Source organism: Amycolatopsis sp. CFH S0740 (genome assembly GCF_004522315.1).
Lineage (GTDB): Bacteria > Actinomycetota > Actinomycetes > Mycobacteriales > Pseudonocardiaceae > Amycolatopsis > Amycolatopsis nivea.
The window spans coordinates 390,628-405,635 of sequence record NZ_SDLS01000006.1 but is presented as its reverse complement, the minus strand read 5'-3'; the positions used below and the strand labels follow the sequence as shown (position 1 = coordinate 405,635).

The 15,008-nt window shown below is 69.5% G+C and carries 15 protein-coding genes; 5 read left to right on the top strand and 10 right to left on the bottom strand.

The genetic code is table 11. From position 1 onward, the window contains the following. Positions 1 to 33: 33 nt before the first annotated feature. Together meaB and EIZ45_RS14270 are read right to left on the bottom strand one after the other, a co-directional pair. Positions 34 to 996 carry a methylmalonyl Co-A mutase-associated GTPase MeaB gene (meaB, locus tag EIZ45_RS14275; RefSeq protein WP_037811909.1) on the bottom strand — a complete coding sequence of 321 codons (963 nt, stop codon included), beginning with the start codon at positions 994 to 996 and terminating at the stop codon, positions 34 to 36. Position 997: 1 nt separating this feature from the next. Beyond that, positions 998 to 2,185, bottom strand: coding sequence for an acetyl-CoA C-acetyltransferase (locus EIZ45_RS14270; RefSeq protein WP_037812139.1), 1,188 nt, complete (start codon positions 2,183 to 2,185; stop codon positions 998 to 1,000). Positions 2,186 to 2,325: 140 nt separating this feature from the next. Between EIZ45_RS14270 and mce the strand changes: the two genes are divergently transcribed. Beyond that, on the top strand, positions 2,326 to 2,787 hold the full coding sequence (mce, locus tag EIZ45_RS14265) for a methylmalonyl-CoA epimerase (RefSeq protein WP_037811910.1): 462 nt from the start codon (positions 2,326 to 2,328) through the stop codon (positions 2,785 to 2,787). Between the two features lie 654 nt (positions 2,788 to 3,441). On the opposite strand, the gene EIZ45_RS14260 is transcribed toward mce, so the two are convergent. Then, a complete protein-coding gene (locus EIZ45_RS14260; RefSeq protein WP_037811911.1) occupies positions 3,442 to 4,035 on the bottom strand; it encodes a TetR/AcrR family transcriptional regulator in 594 nt (197 codons plus the stop codon). A gap of 34 nt (positions 4,036 to 4,069) precedes the next feature. Then, on the bottom strand, positions 4,070 to 4,438 hold the full coding sequence (locus EIZ45_RS14255; RefSeq protein WP_051173160.1) for an SPW repeat protein: 369 nt from the start codon (positions 4,436 to 4,438) through the stop codon (positions 4,070 to 4,072). A 199-nt stretch (positions 4,439 to 4,637) separates the two neighbouring features. Between EIZ45_RS14255 and ccrA the strand changes: the two genes are divergently transcribed. The 4 genes from ccrA to EIZ45_RS14235 all read left to right on the top strand — a co-directional run bounded on the left by ccrA (position 4,638) and on the right by EIZ45_RS14235 (position 9,015). Next, a complete protein-coding gene (gene ccrA, locus EIZ45_RS14250) occupies positions 4,638 to 5,978 on the top strand; it encodes a crotonyl-CoA carboxylase/reductase (protein ID WP_037811912.1) in 1,341 nt (446 codons plus the stop codon). 129 nt (positions 5,979 to 6,107) lie between these two features. After that, positions 6,108 to 7,388 carry a chromosome segregation protein gene (locus EIZ45_RS14245; protein WP_134663402.1) on the top strand — a complete coding sequence of 427 codons (1,281 nt, stop codon included), beginning with the start codon at positions 6,108 to 6,110 and terminating at the stop codon, positions 7,386 to 7,388. Between the two features lie 57 nt (positions 7,389 to 7,445). Beyond that, entirely contained in the window at positions 7,446 to 7,895 is a 450-nt protein-coding gene (locus EIZ45_RS14240) for a universal stress protein (protein WP_037811913.1), read from the top strand. A 4-nt stretch (positions 7,896 to 7,899) separates the two neighbouring features. Then, positions 7,900 to 9,015, top strand: coding sequence for an adenylate/guanylate cyclase domain-containing protein (locus EIZ45_RS14235; RefSeq protein ID WP_134663193.1), 1,116 nt, complete (start codon positions 7,900 to 7,902; stop codon positions 9,013 to 9,015). Between the two features lie 220 nt (positions 9,016 to 9,235). On the opposite strand, the gene paaE is transcribed toward EIZ45_RS14235, so the two are convergent. The 6 genes from paaE to paaZ are packed head-to-tail and all read right to left on the bottom strand — an operon-like array spanning position 9,236 to position 14,910. Continuing rightward, complete coding sequence (gene paaE, locus EIZ45_RS14230; protein WP_134663194.1) at positions 9,236 to 10,312, bottom strand: 1,2-phenylacetyl-CoA epoxidase subunit PaaE; 1,077 nt, start codon at positions 10,310 to 10,312, stop codon at positions 9,236 to 9,238. Further along, on the bottom strand, positions 10,313 to 10,804 hold the full coding sequence (paaD, locus tag EIZ45_RS14225; protein WP_037811915.1) for a 1,2-phenylacetyl-CoA epoxidase subunit PaaD: 492 nt from the start codon (positions 10,802 to 10,804) through the stop codon (positions 10,313 to 10,315). It abuts the gene before it with no gap. Next, positions 10,798 to 11,655 carry a 1,2-phenylacetyl-CoA epoxidase subunit PaaC gene (gene paaC / locus EIZ45_RS14220; RefSeq protein ID WP_134663195.1) on the bottom strand — a complete coding sequence of 286 codons (858 nt, stop codon included), beginning with the start codon at positions 11,653 to 11,655 and terminating at the stop codon, positions 10,798 to 10,800. Before paaC ends, paaD begins: the two co-directional genes overlap by 7 nt. Before the next feature lie 8 nt (positions 11,656 to 11,663). Next, positions 11,664 to 11,948, bottom strand: coding sequence for a 1,2-phenylacetyl-CoA epoxidase subunit PaaB (paaB, locus tag EIZ45_RS14215; RefSeq protein ID WP_009073848.1), 285 nt, complete (start codon positions 11,946 to 11,948; stop codon positions 11,664 to 11,666). After that, positions 11,945 to 12,886 carry a 1,2-phenylacetyl-CoA epoxidase subunit PaaA gene (gene paaA / locus EIZ45_RS14210; RefSeq protein WP_043839221.1) on the bottom strand — a complete coding sequence of 314 codons (942 nt, stop codon included), beginning with the start codon at positions 12,884 to 12,886 and terminating at the stop codon, positions 11,945 to 11,947. The genes paaB and paaA overlap by 4 nt, the downstream gene beginning before the upstream one ends. After that, positions 12,883 to 14,910: a phenylacetic acid degradation bifunctional protein PaaZ gene (gene paaZ, locus EIZ45_RS14205; protein WP_134663196.1), complete on the bottom strand. Its 2,028-nt coding sequence runs from the start codon at positions 14,908 to 14,910 to the stop codon at positions 12,883 to 12,885. Before paaZ ends, paaA begins: the two co-directional genes overlap by 4 nt. Positions 14,911 to 15,008 lie beyond the last annotated feature (98 nt).

The window sequence follows — 15,008 nt, the reverse complement described above, 5'->3', positions numbered from 1 at the left end:
GTCTAACTAGCGACGAATTTACGACGCAGGACACTAGCCCTTCAGCTCCGCGATCAACCGGTCCGCCGCCGCGAACGGGTCCAGTTCCCGGGCCACCACTCGTGCCGCCAGGTCGCCCAGCCGGTCGCCGTCCCGGAGGTCCGCCAGTTCCGCGTGCAACCTCCGCAACGCGATCGCGGCGACCTCCTCCCGGGCGCGGGCGGCGCGGCGGCGGTCCAGTTCCCCGTGCGCCACAAGCCATTCATGGTGCGTCCGCAACGCCGACACCACCTCGTCGACGCCCTCGCCCTTCGCCGCCACCGTGCGGACGATCGGCTGCCGCCAGCTCGGTCCGCGCAGTTCGCGCCGCGCCAGGGAGATCATCTGCTTGAGGTCGTGCACCGTCGCGTCGGCGCCGTCGCGGTCGGCTTTGTTGACCACGAACACGTCCGCGATCTCCAGCACCCCGGCTTTCGCCGCCTGGATGCCGTCGCCCATTCCCGGGGCCAGCAAGACCACCGTGGTGTCGGCCAGTTTCACAACGTCCACTTCGGACTGTCCAACCCCGACAGTCTCGATCAGCACCACGTCGAACCCGGCGGCGTCGAGCACCCGCACCGCCTGCGGGGTCGCCCACGAAAGGCCGCCGAGGTGGCCCCGGGTCGCCATCGAGCGGATGAACACGCCGGGATCGGTGGCGTGCTCGGTCATCCGGATCCGGTCGCCGAGCAGCGCGCCGCCGGAGAACGGCGATGACGGGTCGATCGCCAGCACCCCGACGCGTAAACCCTCGCCGCGCAACGCGGTGAGCAGCGCGGACGTCGACGTCGACTTGCCGACCCCGGGCGGGCCGGTGAGCCCGACGACGCGAGCGCGCCCGGTGTAGGGCGTCAGAGCACGGGCGATGTCCGCCACTCGCGGCGAAGAGTCCTCGACAAGAGAAATGAGCCGGGCGACCGCGCGCGGTTGTCCTTCCCGCGCGCGGCCGACCAGCTCATCGAGGTCCGGGCCGGCCAACTTACGCCGACGGGACGCGGATCAGCAGCGCGTCGCCCTGTCCGCCGCCACCGCAGAGCGCGGCCGCGCCGAGACCGCCGCCGCGGCGGCGCAGCTCGTGCACCAGGTGCACGGCCAGCCGCGCACCGGAAGCGCCGATCGGGTGGCCGAGCGCGATCGCGCCGCCGTTGACGTTCACCTTCGACTCGTCCAGCCCGAGCTTCTCGCTCGACACCAGGCCGACCGCGGCGAACGCCTCGTTGATCTCCACCAGGTCCAGGTCGCCGACGTCCAGCTTCGCCTTCTTCAGCGCGGCGCGGATGGCGTTCGACGGCTGCTCGTGCAGGCTCGCGTCCGGACCGGCGACGACGCCGTGCGCGCCGATCTCGGCCAGCGGCGTGATGCCCAGTTCGGCCGCCTTCTCCGGGCTGGCCACGATCACCGCGGCCGCGCCGTCGGAAATCTGCGACGCCGAACCCGCGGTGATGGTGCCGTCCGAGGCGAACGCCGGACGCAGCTTCGCCAGGCTCTCGCCGGTGGTGTCGGCGCGCACGCCCTCGTCGGTGGAGAACACGACCGGGTCGCCCTTGCGCTGCGGAATCGACACCGGCGCGATCTCCTCGCGGAAGAACCCGGCCTCGATCGCCGCCGCGGCCCGCTGGTGCGAACGCGCGGAGAACGCGTCCTGCTGCTCGCGGGTGACGCTGTAGCGGCCGTTGTGCTTCTCCGTCGAAACACCCATCGCGACCTGGTCGAACGCGCAGAACAGGCCGTCGTAGGCCATGTGGTCGACCAGCGTGGTGTCGCCGTACTTGAACCCGGCGCGCGACTTCGGCAGCAGGTGCGGCGCCTGCGTCATCGACTCCTGGCCGCCCGCGACGACGAGGTCGAACTCGCCCGCGCGGATCAGCTGGTCGGCGAGCGCGATCGCGTCGAGGCCGGACAGGCAGACCTTGTTGATGGTCAGGGCCGGGACGTCCATCGGGATGCCCGCGGCGACGGCAGCCTGACGCGCCGGGATCTGGCCCGCGCCCGCGGTGAGCACCTGGCCCATGATCGTGTACTGGACCTGGTCCGGGGAGACGCCGGCGCGTTCGAGCGCGGCCTTGATCGCGATCCCGCCCAGCTGGGCTCCCGAGAAGTCCTTCAACGAGCCGAGCAGCCGCCCGATCGGGGTACGGGCAGCGCCCAGGATCACGGAACCGGACACGACGTCCTCCAAAGCATCGATGCACTGGCAGTGTTCCCACGATACGGCCTGCGCGGGGTTCCCGGCGCGTCTTGATGGAGCCAGTGTGAGGGGGCGCACGCGGGGTTCCGCGAGGCCCGCCGGGGCTTATCCTCCCCGGTATGGACACCGAGCCCAGCGCATCCGTGCTCAAGCCGTTCGTGACCGCGATCGACCACGTCGGCATCGCCGTGCCCGACCTCGACGCGGCCATCGCCTTCCACCGCGACCACTTCGGCCTGGAGGTCGCGCACGAGGAGGTGAACGACGAGCAGGGCGTGCGCGAGGCGATGCTGCGCGCCCCGGGTACCGCGGGCACCGAGACGATGATCCAGCTGCTCGCCCCGTCCCGGGACGATTCGACGATCGCCAAGTTCATCGGCCGCAACGGCCCGGGCCTGCAGCAGCTCGCACTGCGAGTGTCCGATGTGGACGCTGCCGCGGAGGCACTGCGCGCACAGGGGCTGCGGTTGCTGTACGACGCGGCCAAGCGCGGGACGTCGAACAGCCGGGTCAACTTCGTGCACCCGAAGGACGCTGGCGGGGTTTTGGTCGAACTGGTGGAGCCCGCCGCCTCGCACTGAGCCGCGTACCCAATGCGGCATTGGGTGCATGCGACGCACCCAATGAGGTTTTCTCAGTAGCGCGCGGTATGCGGTGGGTTCGTGGCAGCGATGCTGGTCAGGACGCTGCGGGCGTCGGCCGACTAGGCGCGCCGGGCGGCTCCTCTCCCGCNGGGCGTCGGCCGACTAGGCGCGCCGGGCGGCTCCTCTCCCGCCGAGGTCCGTGAAGGGCTCCTTGAGGGAATCAGATTCCCTCAAGGAGCCCTTCACGGACCTCTCCGCGCACCCACCCGCCGCCAGAGGGACGCAGCCATCCGCGAGCGCGGCGCGTGACGCTGCCCTCGGTCAAGGAGCGCGGTCGGGCTAGTGCGGAGGTCGTGAGGGGAACCCTGACGGAATCTGATTCCCTCAGGGTGCCCCTCACGGACGTCAACCGGAGCGGAGAAGCAACGCGGCCCCGCCGGCGCTGCGTCTCGCCGTACCAACGCCGCCCGCCGCGCCACTGAGAAAACCCCAATGCGGCATTGGGGCTCGGCCGGAGCGCGCTTCGGCGACAGGACCGCCGCGGGCCAGGGCGAAGCGAGCCGGGCAAGTCGCGGCCGGGAGAAGTCGGTGGCGTCCTGGTCGTGAGCGGCGATGCCGGGTTCTCACCGGCAGAAACACCCACGAGCGCCCTCACACCGCCGAAGCGGGCGGCTTGCCCTTGGCCGCCCGGGCGGACAGCGCGTTCGCCACGAACGTCAGCTCGCCGTCGAACTCCGCCGGGCGGTCGTCGCCGGTGTGGCGGGCCGTCGCGTGCCGGTGGGTGATCGCGCGGGCCAGCAGGCCGGACGCGTTGTCGATGTCCGCTCCGGGGAGCCGTCCGCCGGTGGCGGCCACGATCACCGACCGCATCAGGCGGACCAGTTGCTGGAATCGTTCGGACAGCGCGTCGCGGACCACGTGATGGGTGTCGGCCTCGCGCCACAGCAGGTGCGACAGCCCCAGCGAACCGGTGAACCGGCGGTCGAGTTCGCCGACCAGCCTGCGCAGCGAACCCGCCAGGTCGCCCGGAACGACGACCGCGGCGGGTTCGATGCGTTCGTCCGGCAGCCGGTCGACCAAAGCGGCCAGCAGGTCGGACTTGCGGCGGAAGTAATAGTGGACCAGGCCCTTCGGGACCCCGGCGCGCTCCGCGATGCGGGACGTCGGGGTCGCTTCGAAGCCGGACTCGGCGAACAGTTCCTCCGCCGCGCACAGGATCCGTTCCTTCGCCGAGTCGTCGGTCATGTCCGCCTTCCTCGTCAGGGCTCCGCTGCCCCGATCAGTGCTGGCCCGCCATCCGGTGGGCGGCGTTGGCCTCCGGCATCGCGGCCGCGCCGGCGATGATCGTCAGCGCACCGCCGACCCAGGACGTCCACGACGCCCCGTTGAATTGCGTATACCCCATCACCCACGGCGCGATGAACAGCAACGCGCCGAGGACGATCTGCACGCCCTCGCCGTAAACCATGCTCGGCGACGCGAGCGACACCAAGCCGTCGATCGCGATCAGCGCACCGAGGACCACCATCGTCCACACCATCGTGGTGTTCGTGCTCAGCCAAAGGGGTGAAAGAGCGGCGACAACACCAATCACGACCTCGGCCCAGTCATAGGGCCGCGTCCAGGCGCGCGTCGAGACTTCACTCATTCGTGCTCACCTCCGCCGGAAAAGAGCCGTTCAGGGAGATTTCCCACTGCCGACTATGCTCCTTGACTGGCCAGCCGGTCAAGATTCGTGCGTCACACTTCGACTCGTGTACGGGGTGTCTGTCTCGTACAGTGAGGCCCCCGGTTACCGACGAGTAATTTCGTCCAGTCGCGCCGCGACCGACCCCTGGAGGTTCCCGATGACGCACCTCGACGAGATCCAGCAGGCGATCCTCGACGGCCGCCTCGACGCGATCGCCGAGCTGCCCGTGCCCGAGAGCTACCGGGGCGTCACCGTGCACGCCGACGAGGTCGACATGTTCGAAGGCCTCGAAAGCCGCGACAAGGACCCGCGCCGCTCGCTGCACGTGGACGAGGTCCCGACGCCTGAACTCGGCCCCGGCGAGGCGCTGGTCGCGGTGATGGCCAGCGCGATCAACTACAACACCGTCTGGACGTCGATCTTCGAGCCGATCCCGACGTTCAAGTTCCTGCGCAAGTACGGGAAGCTCTCGCCGCTGGCCAAGCGCCACGACCTGCCGTACCACGTGGTCGGCTCGGACCTGTCCGGCGTCGTGCTGCGCACCGGCGCGGGCGTGCACAACTGGAAGCCCGGCGACGAGGTCGTCGCGCACTGCCTGAACGTCGAGCTGGAAGGCCCGGACGGGCACAACGACACGATGCTCGACACCGAGCAGCGGATCTGGGGCTTCGAGACCAACTTCGGCGGGCTCGCCGAGGTCGCGCTGGTCAAGGCGAACCAGCTGATGCCGAAGCCGGCGCACCTGACCTGGGAGGAATCCGCCTCCCCCGGGCTGGTCAACTCGACCGCGTACCGGCAGCTGGTGTCGCGCAACGGCGCGGACATGAAGCAGGGCGACGTCGTGCTGATCTGGGGCGCGTCCGGCGGCCTCGGCTCGTACGCGACGCAGTACGCGCTCAACGGCGGCGCGATCCCGGTGTGCGTCGTGTCCAGCCCCGAGAAGGCCGAGATCTGCCGGAAGCTGGGCGCGGAGCTGATCATCGACCGCACCGCCGAGGGCTACCAGTTCTGGAAGAACGAGAACGAGCAGGACCCGAAGGAATGGCAGCGGTTCGGCGCGAAGATCCGCGAGCTGACCGGCGGCGAGGACCCGGACATCGTGTTCGAGCACCCGGGCCGCGAGACCTTCGGCGCGTCCGTCTACGCCGCGCGCAAGGGCGGCACCATCGTCACCTGCGCGTCCACGTCGGGCTACATGCACCAGTACGACAACCGGTACCTGTGGATGAACCTGAAGCGGATCATCGGCTCGCACTTCGCGAACTACCGCGAATCGTGGGAGGCGAACCGGCTGATCGCGAAGGGCCTCATCCACCCGACGCTGTCGAAGACCTACTCGCTCGAGGAAACCGGCCAGGCCGCCCTTGACGTGCACCGCAACGCGCACCAGGGCAAGGTCGGCGTGCTCGCGCTCGCCCCGGAAGAAGGACTCGGCGTGCGCGACGAGGAGCTGCGCGCGAAGCACCTCGACGGCATCAACGCCTTCCGCGGCGCGTGAGGGCAGACCACCTGCCTCTTCGGTCCGGCCGCTCGCCGCACGAGCGGCCGGACCCCGTGGGTGCTCACCCGTCCGTGACCGCGGAGCGACTACGGTGGTGTCATGAGTCTTGGCGATGAACGCGAACTCGTGCCGCTGGGAGCCGGCTTCGACGTAGCGAAGCGGGGGTACAGCCGGGCCCAGGTCGACGAGCACCTGGAACGGCTCGACGGCGACCTGAAGATGCTCACCGCCGACCGCGACGCCGCCATCGCCCAAGCCGGCGACCTGGCCCGGCAGCTTGAGGTCGCGCGCGGCGAGATCGCCGATCTGCGCGGTCAGGTCGACCGGCTCGCGCAGCCGCCGACGAGCGTCGAGGGCCTGTCCGAACGCCTCCAGCGGATGCTGCGGCTGGCGCAGGACGAGGCCGCGGACACGCGGGCCCGCGCCGAGGCCGAGGCAGGGCACATCCGGGCCAAGGCGGAGACCGACGCCAGCGCCATGCGCGCCCGGTACGAGCAGCTGCTCACCGAACTCGACCTGCGCCGCAAGGAAATGGAAGCCGAGCACCGCAAGGTGCTCGAGGACGCGCGCGCCGAGGCCAAGCGGATCACCGACGAGGCCGAGGCGGAGCGCAAGAAGCTCGACGCGGAGTCCGAGGCCCGCCGCACGCAGGTCGAGGAAGACTTCGAGATCGCGATGGCGACCCGGCGCGCCGAGGCGATGCGCGTGCTGGCCGAGCAGGAGGCGGCCAGCAAGGCCGAAGCCGAGCGCCGGGTCCGCGAGGCCGCCGAGGACGCGGCCGCGATCCGGGCGAAGGTGCTGGAGGAGGAGACGGCCGCCAAGGCCGACATCGACCGCCGCCAGCGCGAATCGGTCGCCGACGCGAACAAGCGCCGCCAGGACTCGATCACCGAGGCCAACGCGCGGCTCGCGGAAGCGGCCGACGAGGCCCGCCGCCGCGTCCGCACCGCCACCGACGAGTCCAACCGCCGGATCACCCAGGCCAACGAGCGGGTCGAGGCCCTGCGCGCGGTCCGGGCGAGCCTGGCCGAGCAGGTCCGGTCGGCGCGCACCGTGCTGGCCGAGGCGCAGCACGTGCTCGGCGAGATGGACGGCGAGGTGCCCGCGGACATCAAGGCCGCCGCCGAGACGGCCAACGGCTCCGGGCCGAAGTCCACGAATGGATCCCCGGCTGGCGGCGCGAAGGCGAGCAGCGCCCAGCCGAGCGGCAACGCGGGTGCGCAGAACAGCAAGCCCAGCACTCCGGCCGGGCAGAAATCCGCTGGTCAGGGCAGCAAGAACGCCCCGGCGAACAGCGGAAAGCCCGCGGCGAGCGGCGACGTCGAGCAGACCGTCCGGCTGCGCACGTCCGACGTGCCCAAGCCGCAGCCGCAACCGCGCCCGGCGGGAAAACCGACTGGCGAGTAACCTTCCCCCGCGAAGGGGCCGCGCCGCCCCGCTGACCGATTCGCCGGGAGGTTGTGGATGGCTGTCTATCGGACTGTGGTGGTGGGCACGGACGGGTCCGACTCGTCCTTCGCCGCGGTGGACAAGGCCGCCGGGGTGGCTGCCGACGCGGGGGCGACGCTGGTCGTCGTCTGCGCGTACCACCCGGCCAGCCGCCAAGACGTGGAACGCGCGCAGGACGAGCTGGGCGACGAGGCCTATCAGGTAGTCGGGTCCGCGCCCGCGGAGGACACGCTGCAGTCCGCACGGGACCGCGCGGCGAAGGCCGGCGCCGCGAACATCGAAACGGTCGCGCTGGAAGGTCAGCCGGTCGACATGCTGCGCAAGGTCGTGAAGGACCGCGAGGCCGACCTTCTGGTGGTCGGCAACCGCGGCCTCAACACCCTGACTGGGCGGATCCTCGGCTCGGTGCCGTCGGAGGTGGCCCGGAAGTCGGGCGTCGACGTGCTGATCGTGCACACCACCTGAGGCCGTGGCCGATCCTTCCCGGGACCTGCAGCAGCGGCTGGAACGCGCCCTGCTGGGCGGCCCTCGCCGCTACACCCGGCTCGAAGTAGCGAAACGGGCCGGAGTACCCGAAGAACGCTCGCGGCGGCTGTGGCGGGCGCTGGGTTTCGCCACCGTCGAAGACGACGAGGTGGTGTTCACCGACGCCGACGTCGAAGCCATGCGCATCGCCGACGGCCTGGTGAGTTCCGGCCTGGTCGCGCCCGGCATGGAAGTCGCGGTGACCCGTGCCCTCGGCCAGCATCTGTCCCGGCTGGCCGAGTGGCAGGTCCACATGCTGTGGTCGCTGATCACCGAAAACCCGGAACTGGCCCGCAGCGACCGGCAGGTCACCCGCCTGGTGGAACGCCTGCTCCCCGAACTGGAGCAAGTGCAGAATTACGTCTGGCGCCGCCACCTGGCCGCGTTCGCCGGCCGCGCCTTCGCCAGCCCCGACGAGGACCTGGAAACGCGCGCCCTGGTAGTCGGCTTCGTCGACATGGTCGGCTACACGCGCTTCACGAGAGAAGCGGATGAGGAAGAGCTGACCCAAGTCCTGGACGGCTTCGAATCCCTGGCCACCGAAGTCATCGCGGAACACCACGGCCGGGTCGTGAAAATGATCGGCGACGAAGTCCTGTTCGTCACCGACACCCCCGCCGACGGCGCGGAAATCGCCCTGACGCTAGCCGAACGCACCGGCGAAGACGGCGGCCTCCCCGCAGTCCGAGCCGGAATGGCCTCGGGCCGAGTCCTGTCCCGCTTCGGCGACGTCTACGGCTCCGTAGTGAACCTGGCCGCGCGACTCACCTCAGCCGCAAGGCCAGGAACCGTACTGGTCGACCGAGAACTGGCCGGGGAACTGGAACCCTTGCCGCAGTTCGATCTCCGCACCCGCCGCCCCATCGCAGTACGCGGCTACAACCGCCTACGCCCCTCTGCCCTGCGGAGGGCGAAAGACAAACCCACCGGCCGCTTCGCCTCGTCCCAGCAACTGGCCGCGGAAATGCTAGGCCTAGGCGACCAGCCAACGCCAGAAACCCCAGAACCAGACGACTTCCCCACCCCAACCGCTCCGCGAAAACGCCGCCGACGCCGCTAACCGCACGTGAGGGTCCCCCTCACGTCACTAAACCGCACCGGTGCACCCAACGAGCGAGGCACCCACACCTCCCCCGCACCCCGATACGAAGCTCCCCTGCGGTCGGTGGGTGCTTGTCAAGGCATCTTTCCCGCCTTGACAAGCACCCACCGACCGTCAGCACAATCAAGCTTCGGGGTGCCCCACGCAACCCCCACCCCCGAAGGGGGCGTAAGCCCCCTCAAGCATCAAAATCAACAGTAACCCGCTCAGAAACCGGATGAGACTGACAAGTCAGCACAAACCCAGCCTCCACCTCAGCCTTCTCCAACGCGAAATTCCGCCGCATGTCCACCGCCCCCTCGGTCACCCGAGCCCGGCAGGTCCCGCAAACCCCGCCCTTGCAAGCAAACGGCAAATCCGGCCGAAACCGCTGCGCCCCGTCCAGCACCGACGATTCCCGGGGCAGGTTCATCGTCGTGGACCGACCGTCCAGCACCAACGTCACCTCGGACGAAGCCCCGGCAACAGCAGGGTCGACATGCTTGACCGGCTCCGGCGGCACATCGTCCACATAGAACAGTTCCTGATGAATCCGCTCCTCAGGAACCCCCAGCGACCCAAGCAGATCCTGCGCCGACGTCACCATCCCGAACGGCCCGCACAGCCAGAAATGGTCCACATCCTCAACCGGCACAATCGATTCGAACAGCGCACGCAGCTTGTCCGCATCCAGCCGCCCGGTGAACAACTCCGCCTCACGCGGCTCCCGGGACAACACATGCACAAGTTCCAGCCGAGCCGGGTACCGGTCCTTCAAATCAGCCAGATCGTCCGCGAACATCACCGTGTCAGTACGCCGATTCCCATAAAGCACAGTCACCGAAGCATCCGGCGTAGCCAGCAACGAGGCCGCAATCGACAACACCGGCGTAATCCCGGACCCGGCAGCGATCAGCACATGATGCCCGCCAGCAGCGAGATCCGGCGTGAACGACCCAGTCGGCGCGGAGACCTCAACCGTATCCCCGGCGCGAACCTCATTGACCAGCCACGACGAGAACACCCCGTCCGGCACCAACCGCACCCCGACCCGCGGCCGCTCCCCCGCCGGAGCACAAATCGAATACGACCGCCGCTCGTCCCGCCCGTCGACAAGACGCCGCAAGGTCAGCGACTGCCCAGGCGCGAACGCGTAGACCGGAGCCAGTTCCTCCGGCACGTCGAACGTCACGGCCACGGCGTCGTCACAAAGCCGCTCGACCTCAGCCACCCGCAACGGATGGAACCCGGCACGGCGGGAAACGGTGGCAGTCACTCAAATCTCCTTGACGTGTTCGAACGGCTCCCAGCAAGACCGGCACCGCCGCAACGCTTTGCACGCAGTCGCGCTGAACCGGGACTGCTCCTCCGTATCCATCGACCCGCAATGCGGACAAGCCACCCGCCGCACCGAAGGCCCCAACGTCAACGGAATCGGCCCGGCAGCCCGCCGCGGCGCGGACCCCGGCGGCGCGATCCCGGCCTCCGCCAGCTTCCGCCGCCCGTCCGCGCTGATCCAATCCGACGTCCAAGCCGGTTCCAGCACCGTACGGATCTCAACCGAGGTGTACCCGGCGCCCCGCAACGCGTGCTCCAGGTCGTCCCGCATCGTGTCCATCGCCGGGCAGCCGGTGTACGTCGGCGTAATGGACACCGTCACCCGACCGTCCTCTTCGGACACTTCACGCAGCACACCCAGATCCGCGAGCGTGAGCATCGGCAGCTCCGGATCAGTGACCGTCGAAGCCACGGCGACCGCGGTCACCACGTCGCTCCCGGCATCGCCCGAGCCACACTTTGCAGCTCGGCCAGCAGGAACCCCATCTGCTCGGTATGCACGCCGTCGCGTCCCATCCGCCCGGAAACCCCGGCGATAGCGCCGATCTCCGGCCGCTCCAACGTGGCCGCCGCCAACGCCTGATCCAGCACAGCGTCGAACTCCGGCCGCAGCGAAGCCGCGTCGACCATCTCGGACGGATGCGTCGAGAACAGCTCCTCGACATACGGCCACACCGCGGCCAGCCCCTCGGCCATCCGCTCGTGCGACAACGGCGTCCCGTCACCCAGCCGCACCAGCCACTGCGCGGCGTAATCCCGGTGATAGGCCAATTCCTTCACGCCCTTGGCCGCGATCGCCGCCAGTACCGGGTCCACACTGGACTCCAGCCGCTGGAACAACGCGAGCCGCCAAGTCGAGAACACGAACAGCTGCGCGATCAGGTGCCCGAAGTGCCCGCCGCCCAGCTCGGCCAGCCGGACGTTCCGGAACTCGTTCTCCGCGCGCAAGAACGCGAACGTGTCCTCGGACCGGTCCGTGCCGTCCGCCTTGCCGGAACGAGCGAGCAGCAACCGCGCCTGGCCGAGCAGGTCGAGGCCGATGTTCGCGATCGCGACCTCGTCCTCCAGCTCCGGCGCGCTCGCGACCCACTCCTGCAACCGGTGCGAGAAGATCAACGCGTCGTCGCCCAGCATCAAGCAGTAGGCGGCGAGTTGCGCACCGTCCACTCCGGACGGAACTGAGGTGTCCACTCCGGACAGCGGATCGGCGAACCCGGTGCCGAAGGCCCACCGGGCGTCGTTGTCTTCGGTGATCGCTTCGTAGACGTTGTCGAAAGACATCCCAGACCTCACATGTGGGGAACGTTGTCGGGAATGTCGTAGAACGTCGGGTGCCGGTACACCTTGTCCCCGCTGGGCGCGAAGAACGGGTCCTTCTCGTCCGGCGACGACGCGGTGATGTCCGAGGCGCGAACGACCCAGATGGACACTCCCTCGTTGCGGCGCGTGTAGAGATCGCGCGCGTGGTGCAGCGCCATCTCGTCGTCCGCCGCGTGCAGCGAACCCACGTGGACGTGGTTCAGTCCCCGCTTCCCGCGGACGAAAACCTCGTACAGCGGCCAGTCGTGCTTCATGCCGAAACCTCTTTCTTGGCCGCGTGCGCCGCCGCGGCTTCCCGGACCCAGGCGCCTTCGTCGTGTGCGCGCTTGCGGTGCGCGATCCGGTCCGCGTTGCACGGGCCGTTGCCCTTGAGCACGTTCTTGAACTCGTCCCAGTCGACCGCGCCGAAGTCGTAGTGCTCCCGGTCGGCGTTCCACTTGAGCTCCGGGTCCGGGAACGTCACGCCGAGCGCCTCGGCCTGCGGCACGGACATGTCGACGAACCGCTGCCGCAGCTCGTCGTTGGTGTGCCGCTTGATCTTCCACGCCATCGACTGCGCGGTGTTCGGCGAATCCGCGTCCGGCGGGCCGAACATCATCAGCGACGGCCACCACCAGCGGTTCACCGCCTCCTGCACCATGTCCCGCTGCTGCTGGGTGCCCTTCATCATGGTCATCAGCAGCTCGTAGCCCTGCCGCTGGTGGAAGGACTCCTCCTTGCAGATGCGGATCATCGCCCGCGCGTAGGGCCCGTACGACGACCGGCACAGCGGCACCTGGTTGCAGATCGCCGCGCCGTCCACCAGCCAGCCGATCACGCCGACGTCGGCGAAGGTCAGCGTCGGGTAGTTGAAGATCGACGAGTACTTCTGCCTGCCGGTGATGAGCTTGTCGGTCAGGTCCGCGCGGTCCGCGCCGAGCGTCGCCGCCGCGGAGTACAAGTACAGCCCGTGGCCCGCTTCGTCCTGCACCTTCGCGAGCAGGATCGCCTTGCGCCGCAACGAGGGCGCGCGGGTGATCCAGTTGCCCTCCGGCTGCATGCCGATGATCTCCGAGTGCGCGTGCTGCGCGATCTGGCGGATCATCGTCTTGCGGTAGCCCTCGGGAATCCAGTCGCGCGGTTCGATGCGCTGGTCCCGTTCGATGGTGTGCTCGAACAGGGCTTCCAATTCCGGCTCTGCCACAGCGGTCACGGCTGCTCCTTCGAGACGAGGGTGAGCACGTCGTACTTCGCGACCGAGTCGCCGTCCTGGTTGGTGACGTCGGCGTCCCAGCGGACTTCGCCGTACTCCTGGTCGATCCGCGGCGTAATCTGCTTGGCCGTCAGGGTGACCGTCAGCGCGTCACCCTCCTTGACCGGCGTGAGGAAGCGCAGGTTCTCCAGGCCGTAGTTGGCCAGCACCGGACCCGGTTCGGGCGAGACGAACAGGCCCGCCGCGAACGACACGACCAGGTAGCCGTGCGCCACGATGCCGCCGAACAGGGGGTTCGCCGCGGCCGCCGCCTCGTCGGTGTGCGCGTAGAAGGTGTCGCCGGTGAACTCGGCGAAGTGGTCGATGTCGGCGCGGGTGACGGCGCGCGGACCGGCCACCACGGTGTCGCCGATGCTCAGCTCCGCCAGCGACTTGCGGAACGGGTGCTCGCCTTCGACGCGCGGACCGCCCTCGACCCACCGGCCGGTGACGGCGCCGAGCACCCTCGGGCTGGCCTGCACGGCCGTGCGCTGCATGTGGTGCAGCACGCCGCGGATGCCGCCCATCTCCTCGCCGCCGCCCGCGCGGCCGGGGCCGCCGTGCACCAGCTGCGGCATCGGCGAACCGTGCCCGGTGGATTCCTTCGCGTCTTCGCTGTCGAGCACGAGCAGCCGGCCGTGATACGGCGCGACGCCCAGCACGATGTCGCGGGCGAACACCGGGTCGCCGGTCACGACGGACCCGGCCAGGCTGCCGCCGCCGCGTGCGGCGAACTCGATGACCTGCTTGACCGACGTGTACGGCATCAGCGTGGACACCGGGCCGAACGCCTCGACCTCGTGCGGCTCGGCGCGCTCCGGGTCGGCCTTGAGCAGGATCGGCGAGATGAACGCGCCGGTCGCCTCGTCGCCGTCCACGACGTCGACGTGCTCCGGGTCGCCGAAGACGATGCTGCCCGCGTCGAGCAGGGCCTTCAGCGAACGACGTACTTCTTCACGCTGCTCCAGGCTGGCCAGCGCGCCCATCCGGACGCCCTCGGCGTTCGGGTTGCCGACCGTCACCTTGGCGAGCCGGGCGCTGACCGCTTCAGCGACGTCGTCCAGCATCTCGGCCGGAACGAACGCGCGGCGGATCGCGGTGCACTTCTGGCCCGCCTTCACCGTCATCTCGGTGGTCAGCTGCTTGACGAACAGATCGAACTCCGGCGTCGACGGCCGGGCGTCCGGGGCGAGGATCGAGCAGTTCAGCGAGTCGGCCTCGGCGTTGAACCGCACCGAATTCCGCACGATCGCCGGGTGCGCGCGCAGCTTCTGCGCGGTGGACGCGGAACCGGTGAACGACACCAGGTCCTGCGCGGTGACGTGGTCGAGCAGGTCGCCGACGCTGCCCGCGACGAACTGCACCGTGCCCTCGGGCAGGATGCCGGACTCGACGATCAGCTCCACGAGCCGCGCGGTCAGGTACGCGGTCTGGCTGGCCGGCTTGATCAGGCTCGGCACGCCGGCGAGGAACGCGGGCGCGAACTTCTCCAGCGGACCCCACACCGGGAAGTTGAAGGCGTTGATCTGGATCGCGACGCCCTGCAGCGGGGTCGCGATGTGCTGCGCGACGAACGTGCCGCCGCGGCTCAGCGGCTCGACCGCGCCCTCGACGTACACGGTGTCGTTCGGCAGCTCGCGCTTGCCCTTCGAGCCGTAGCTGAACAGGACGCCGATGCCGCCGTCGATGTCGAACTTCGAGTCGCCGAGCGTCGCACCCGTGCGCGCCGACAGCGCGTACAGCTCTTCGCGGTGCTCGCGCAGGTGCGAAGCGAGCGACTTCAGCAGCGCGGCCCGCTGATGGAACGTCAACTTCCGCAGCGCCGGACCGCCGACTTCGCGGCCGTACTCGAGCGCCGCGGCGAAGTCGATCCCCTCCGACGAAATCCGGGCCACTTCCTCCCCGGTCGCCGCGTCGTGCAGCGGGGCGCCCTCGCCTGGCGCCGTGTGCCATCCCCCGGAGACGTAGCTGCGGAGCAGAACCATGCCGACCCTCTCGCCGAATTACCAACCGGACGTTCAGTAATTCGCAGGATAGCCGTTCTCCCGGCTGATCGGAACCCCCGCATTGCTTGACACCGCCG

What these genes read in the sequence shown, in the direction of transcription:
- mce (WP_037811910.1), top strand. Translation starts at nt 2,326, where the DNA reads ATGGACACCGAGCCCAGCGCATCCGTGCTCAAGCCGTTCGTGACCGCG.
- EIZ45_RS14260 (WP_037811911.1), bottom strand. Translation starts at nt 4,035, where the DNA reads ATGACCGACGACTCGGCGAAGGAACGGATCCTGTGCGCGGCGGAGGAA.
- EIZ45_RS14255 (WP_051173160.1), bottom strand. Translation starts at nt 4,438, where the DNA reads ATGAGTGAAGTCTCGACGCGCGCCTGGACGCGGCCCTATGACTGGGCC.
- ccrA (WP_037811912.1), top strand. Translation starts at nt 4,638, where the DNA reads ATGACGCACCTCGACGAGATCCAGCAGGCGATCCTCGACGGCCGCCTC.
- EIZ45_RS14240 (WP_037811913.1), top strand. Translation starts at nt 7,446, where the DNA reads ATGGCTGTCTATCGGACTGTGGTGGTGGGCACGGACGGGTCCGACTCG.
- paaC (WP_134663195.1), bottom strand. Translation starts at nt 11,655, where the DNA reads ATGTCTTTCGACAACGTCTACGAAGCGATCACCGAAGACAACGACGCC.
- paaB (WP_009073848.1), bottom strand. Translation starts at nt 11,948, where the DNA reads ATGAAGCACGACTGGCCGCTGTACGAGGTTTTCGTCCGCGGGAAGCGG.
- paaZ (WP_134663196.1), bottom strand. Translation starts at nt 14,910, where the DNA reads ATGGTTCTGCTCCGCAGCTACGTCTCCGGGGGATGGCACACGGCGCCA.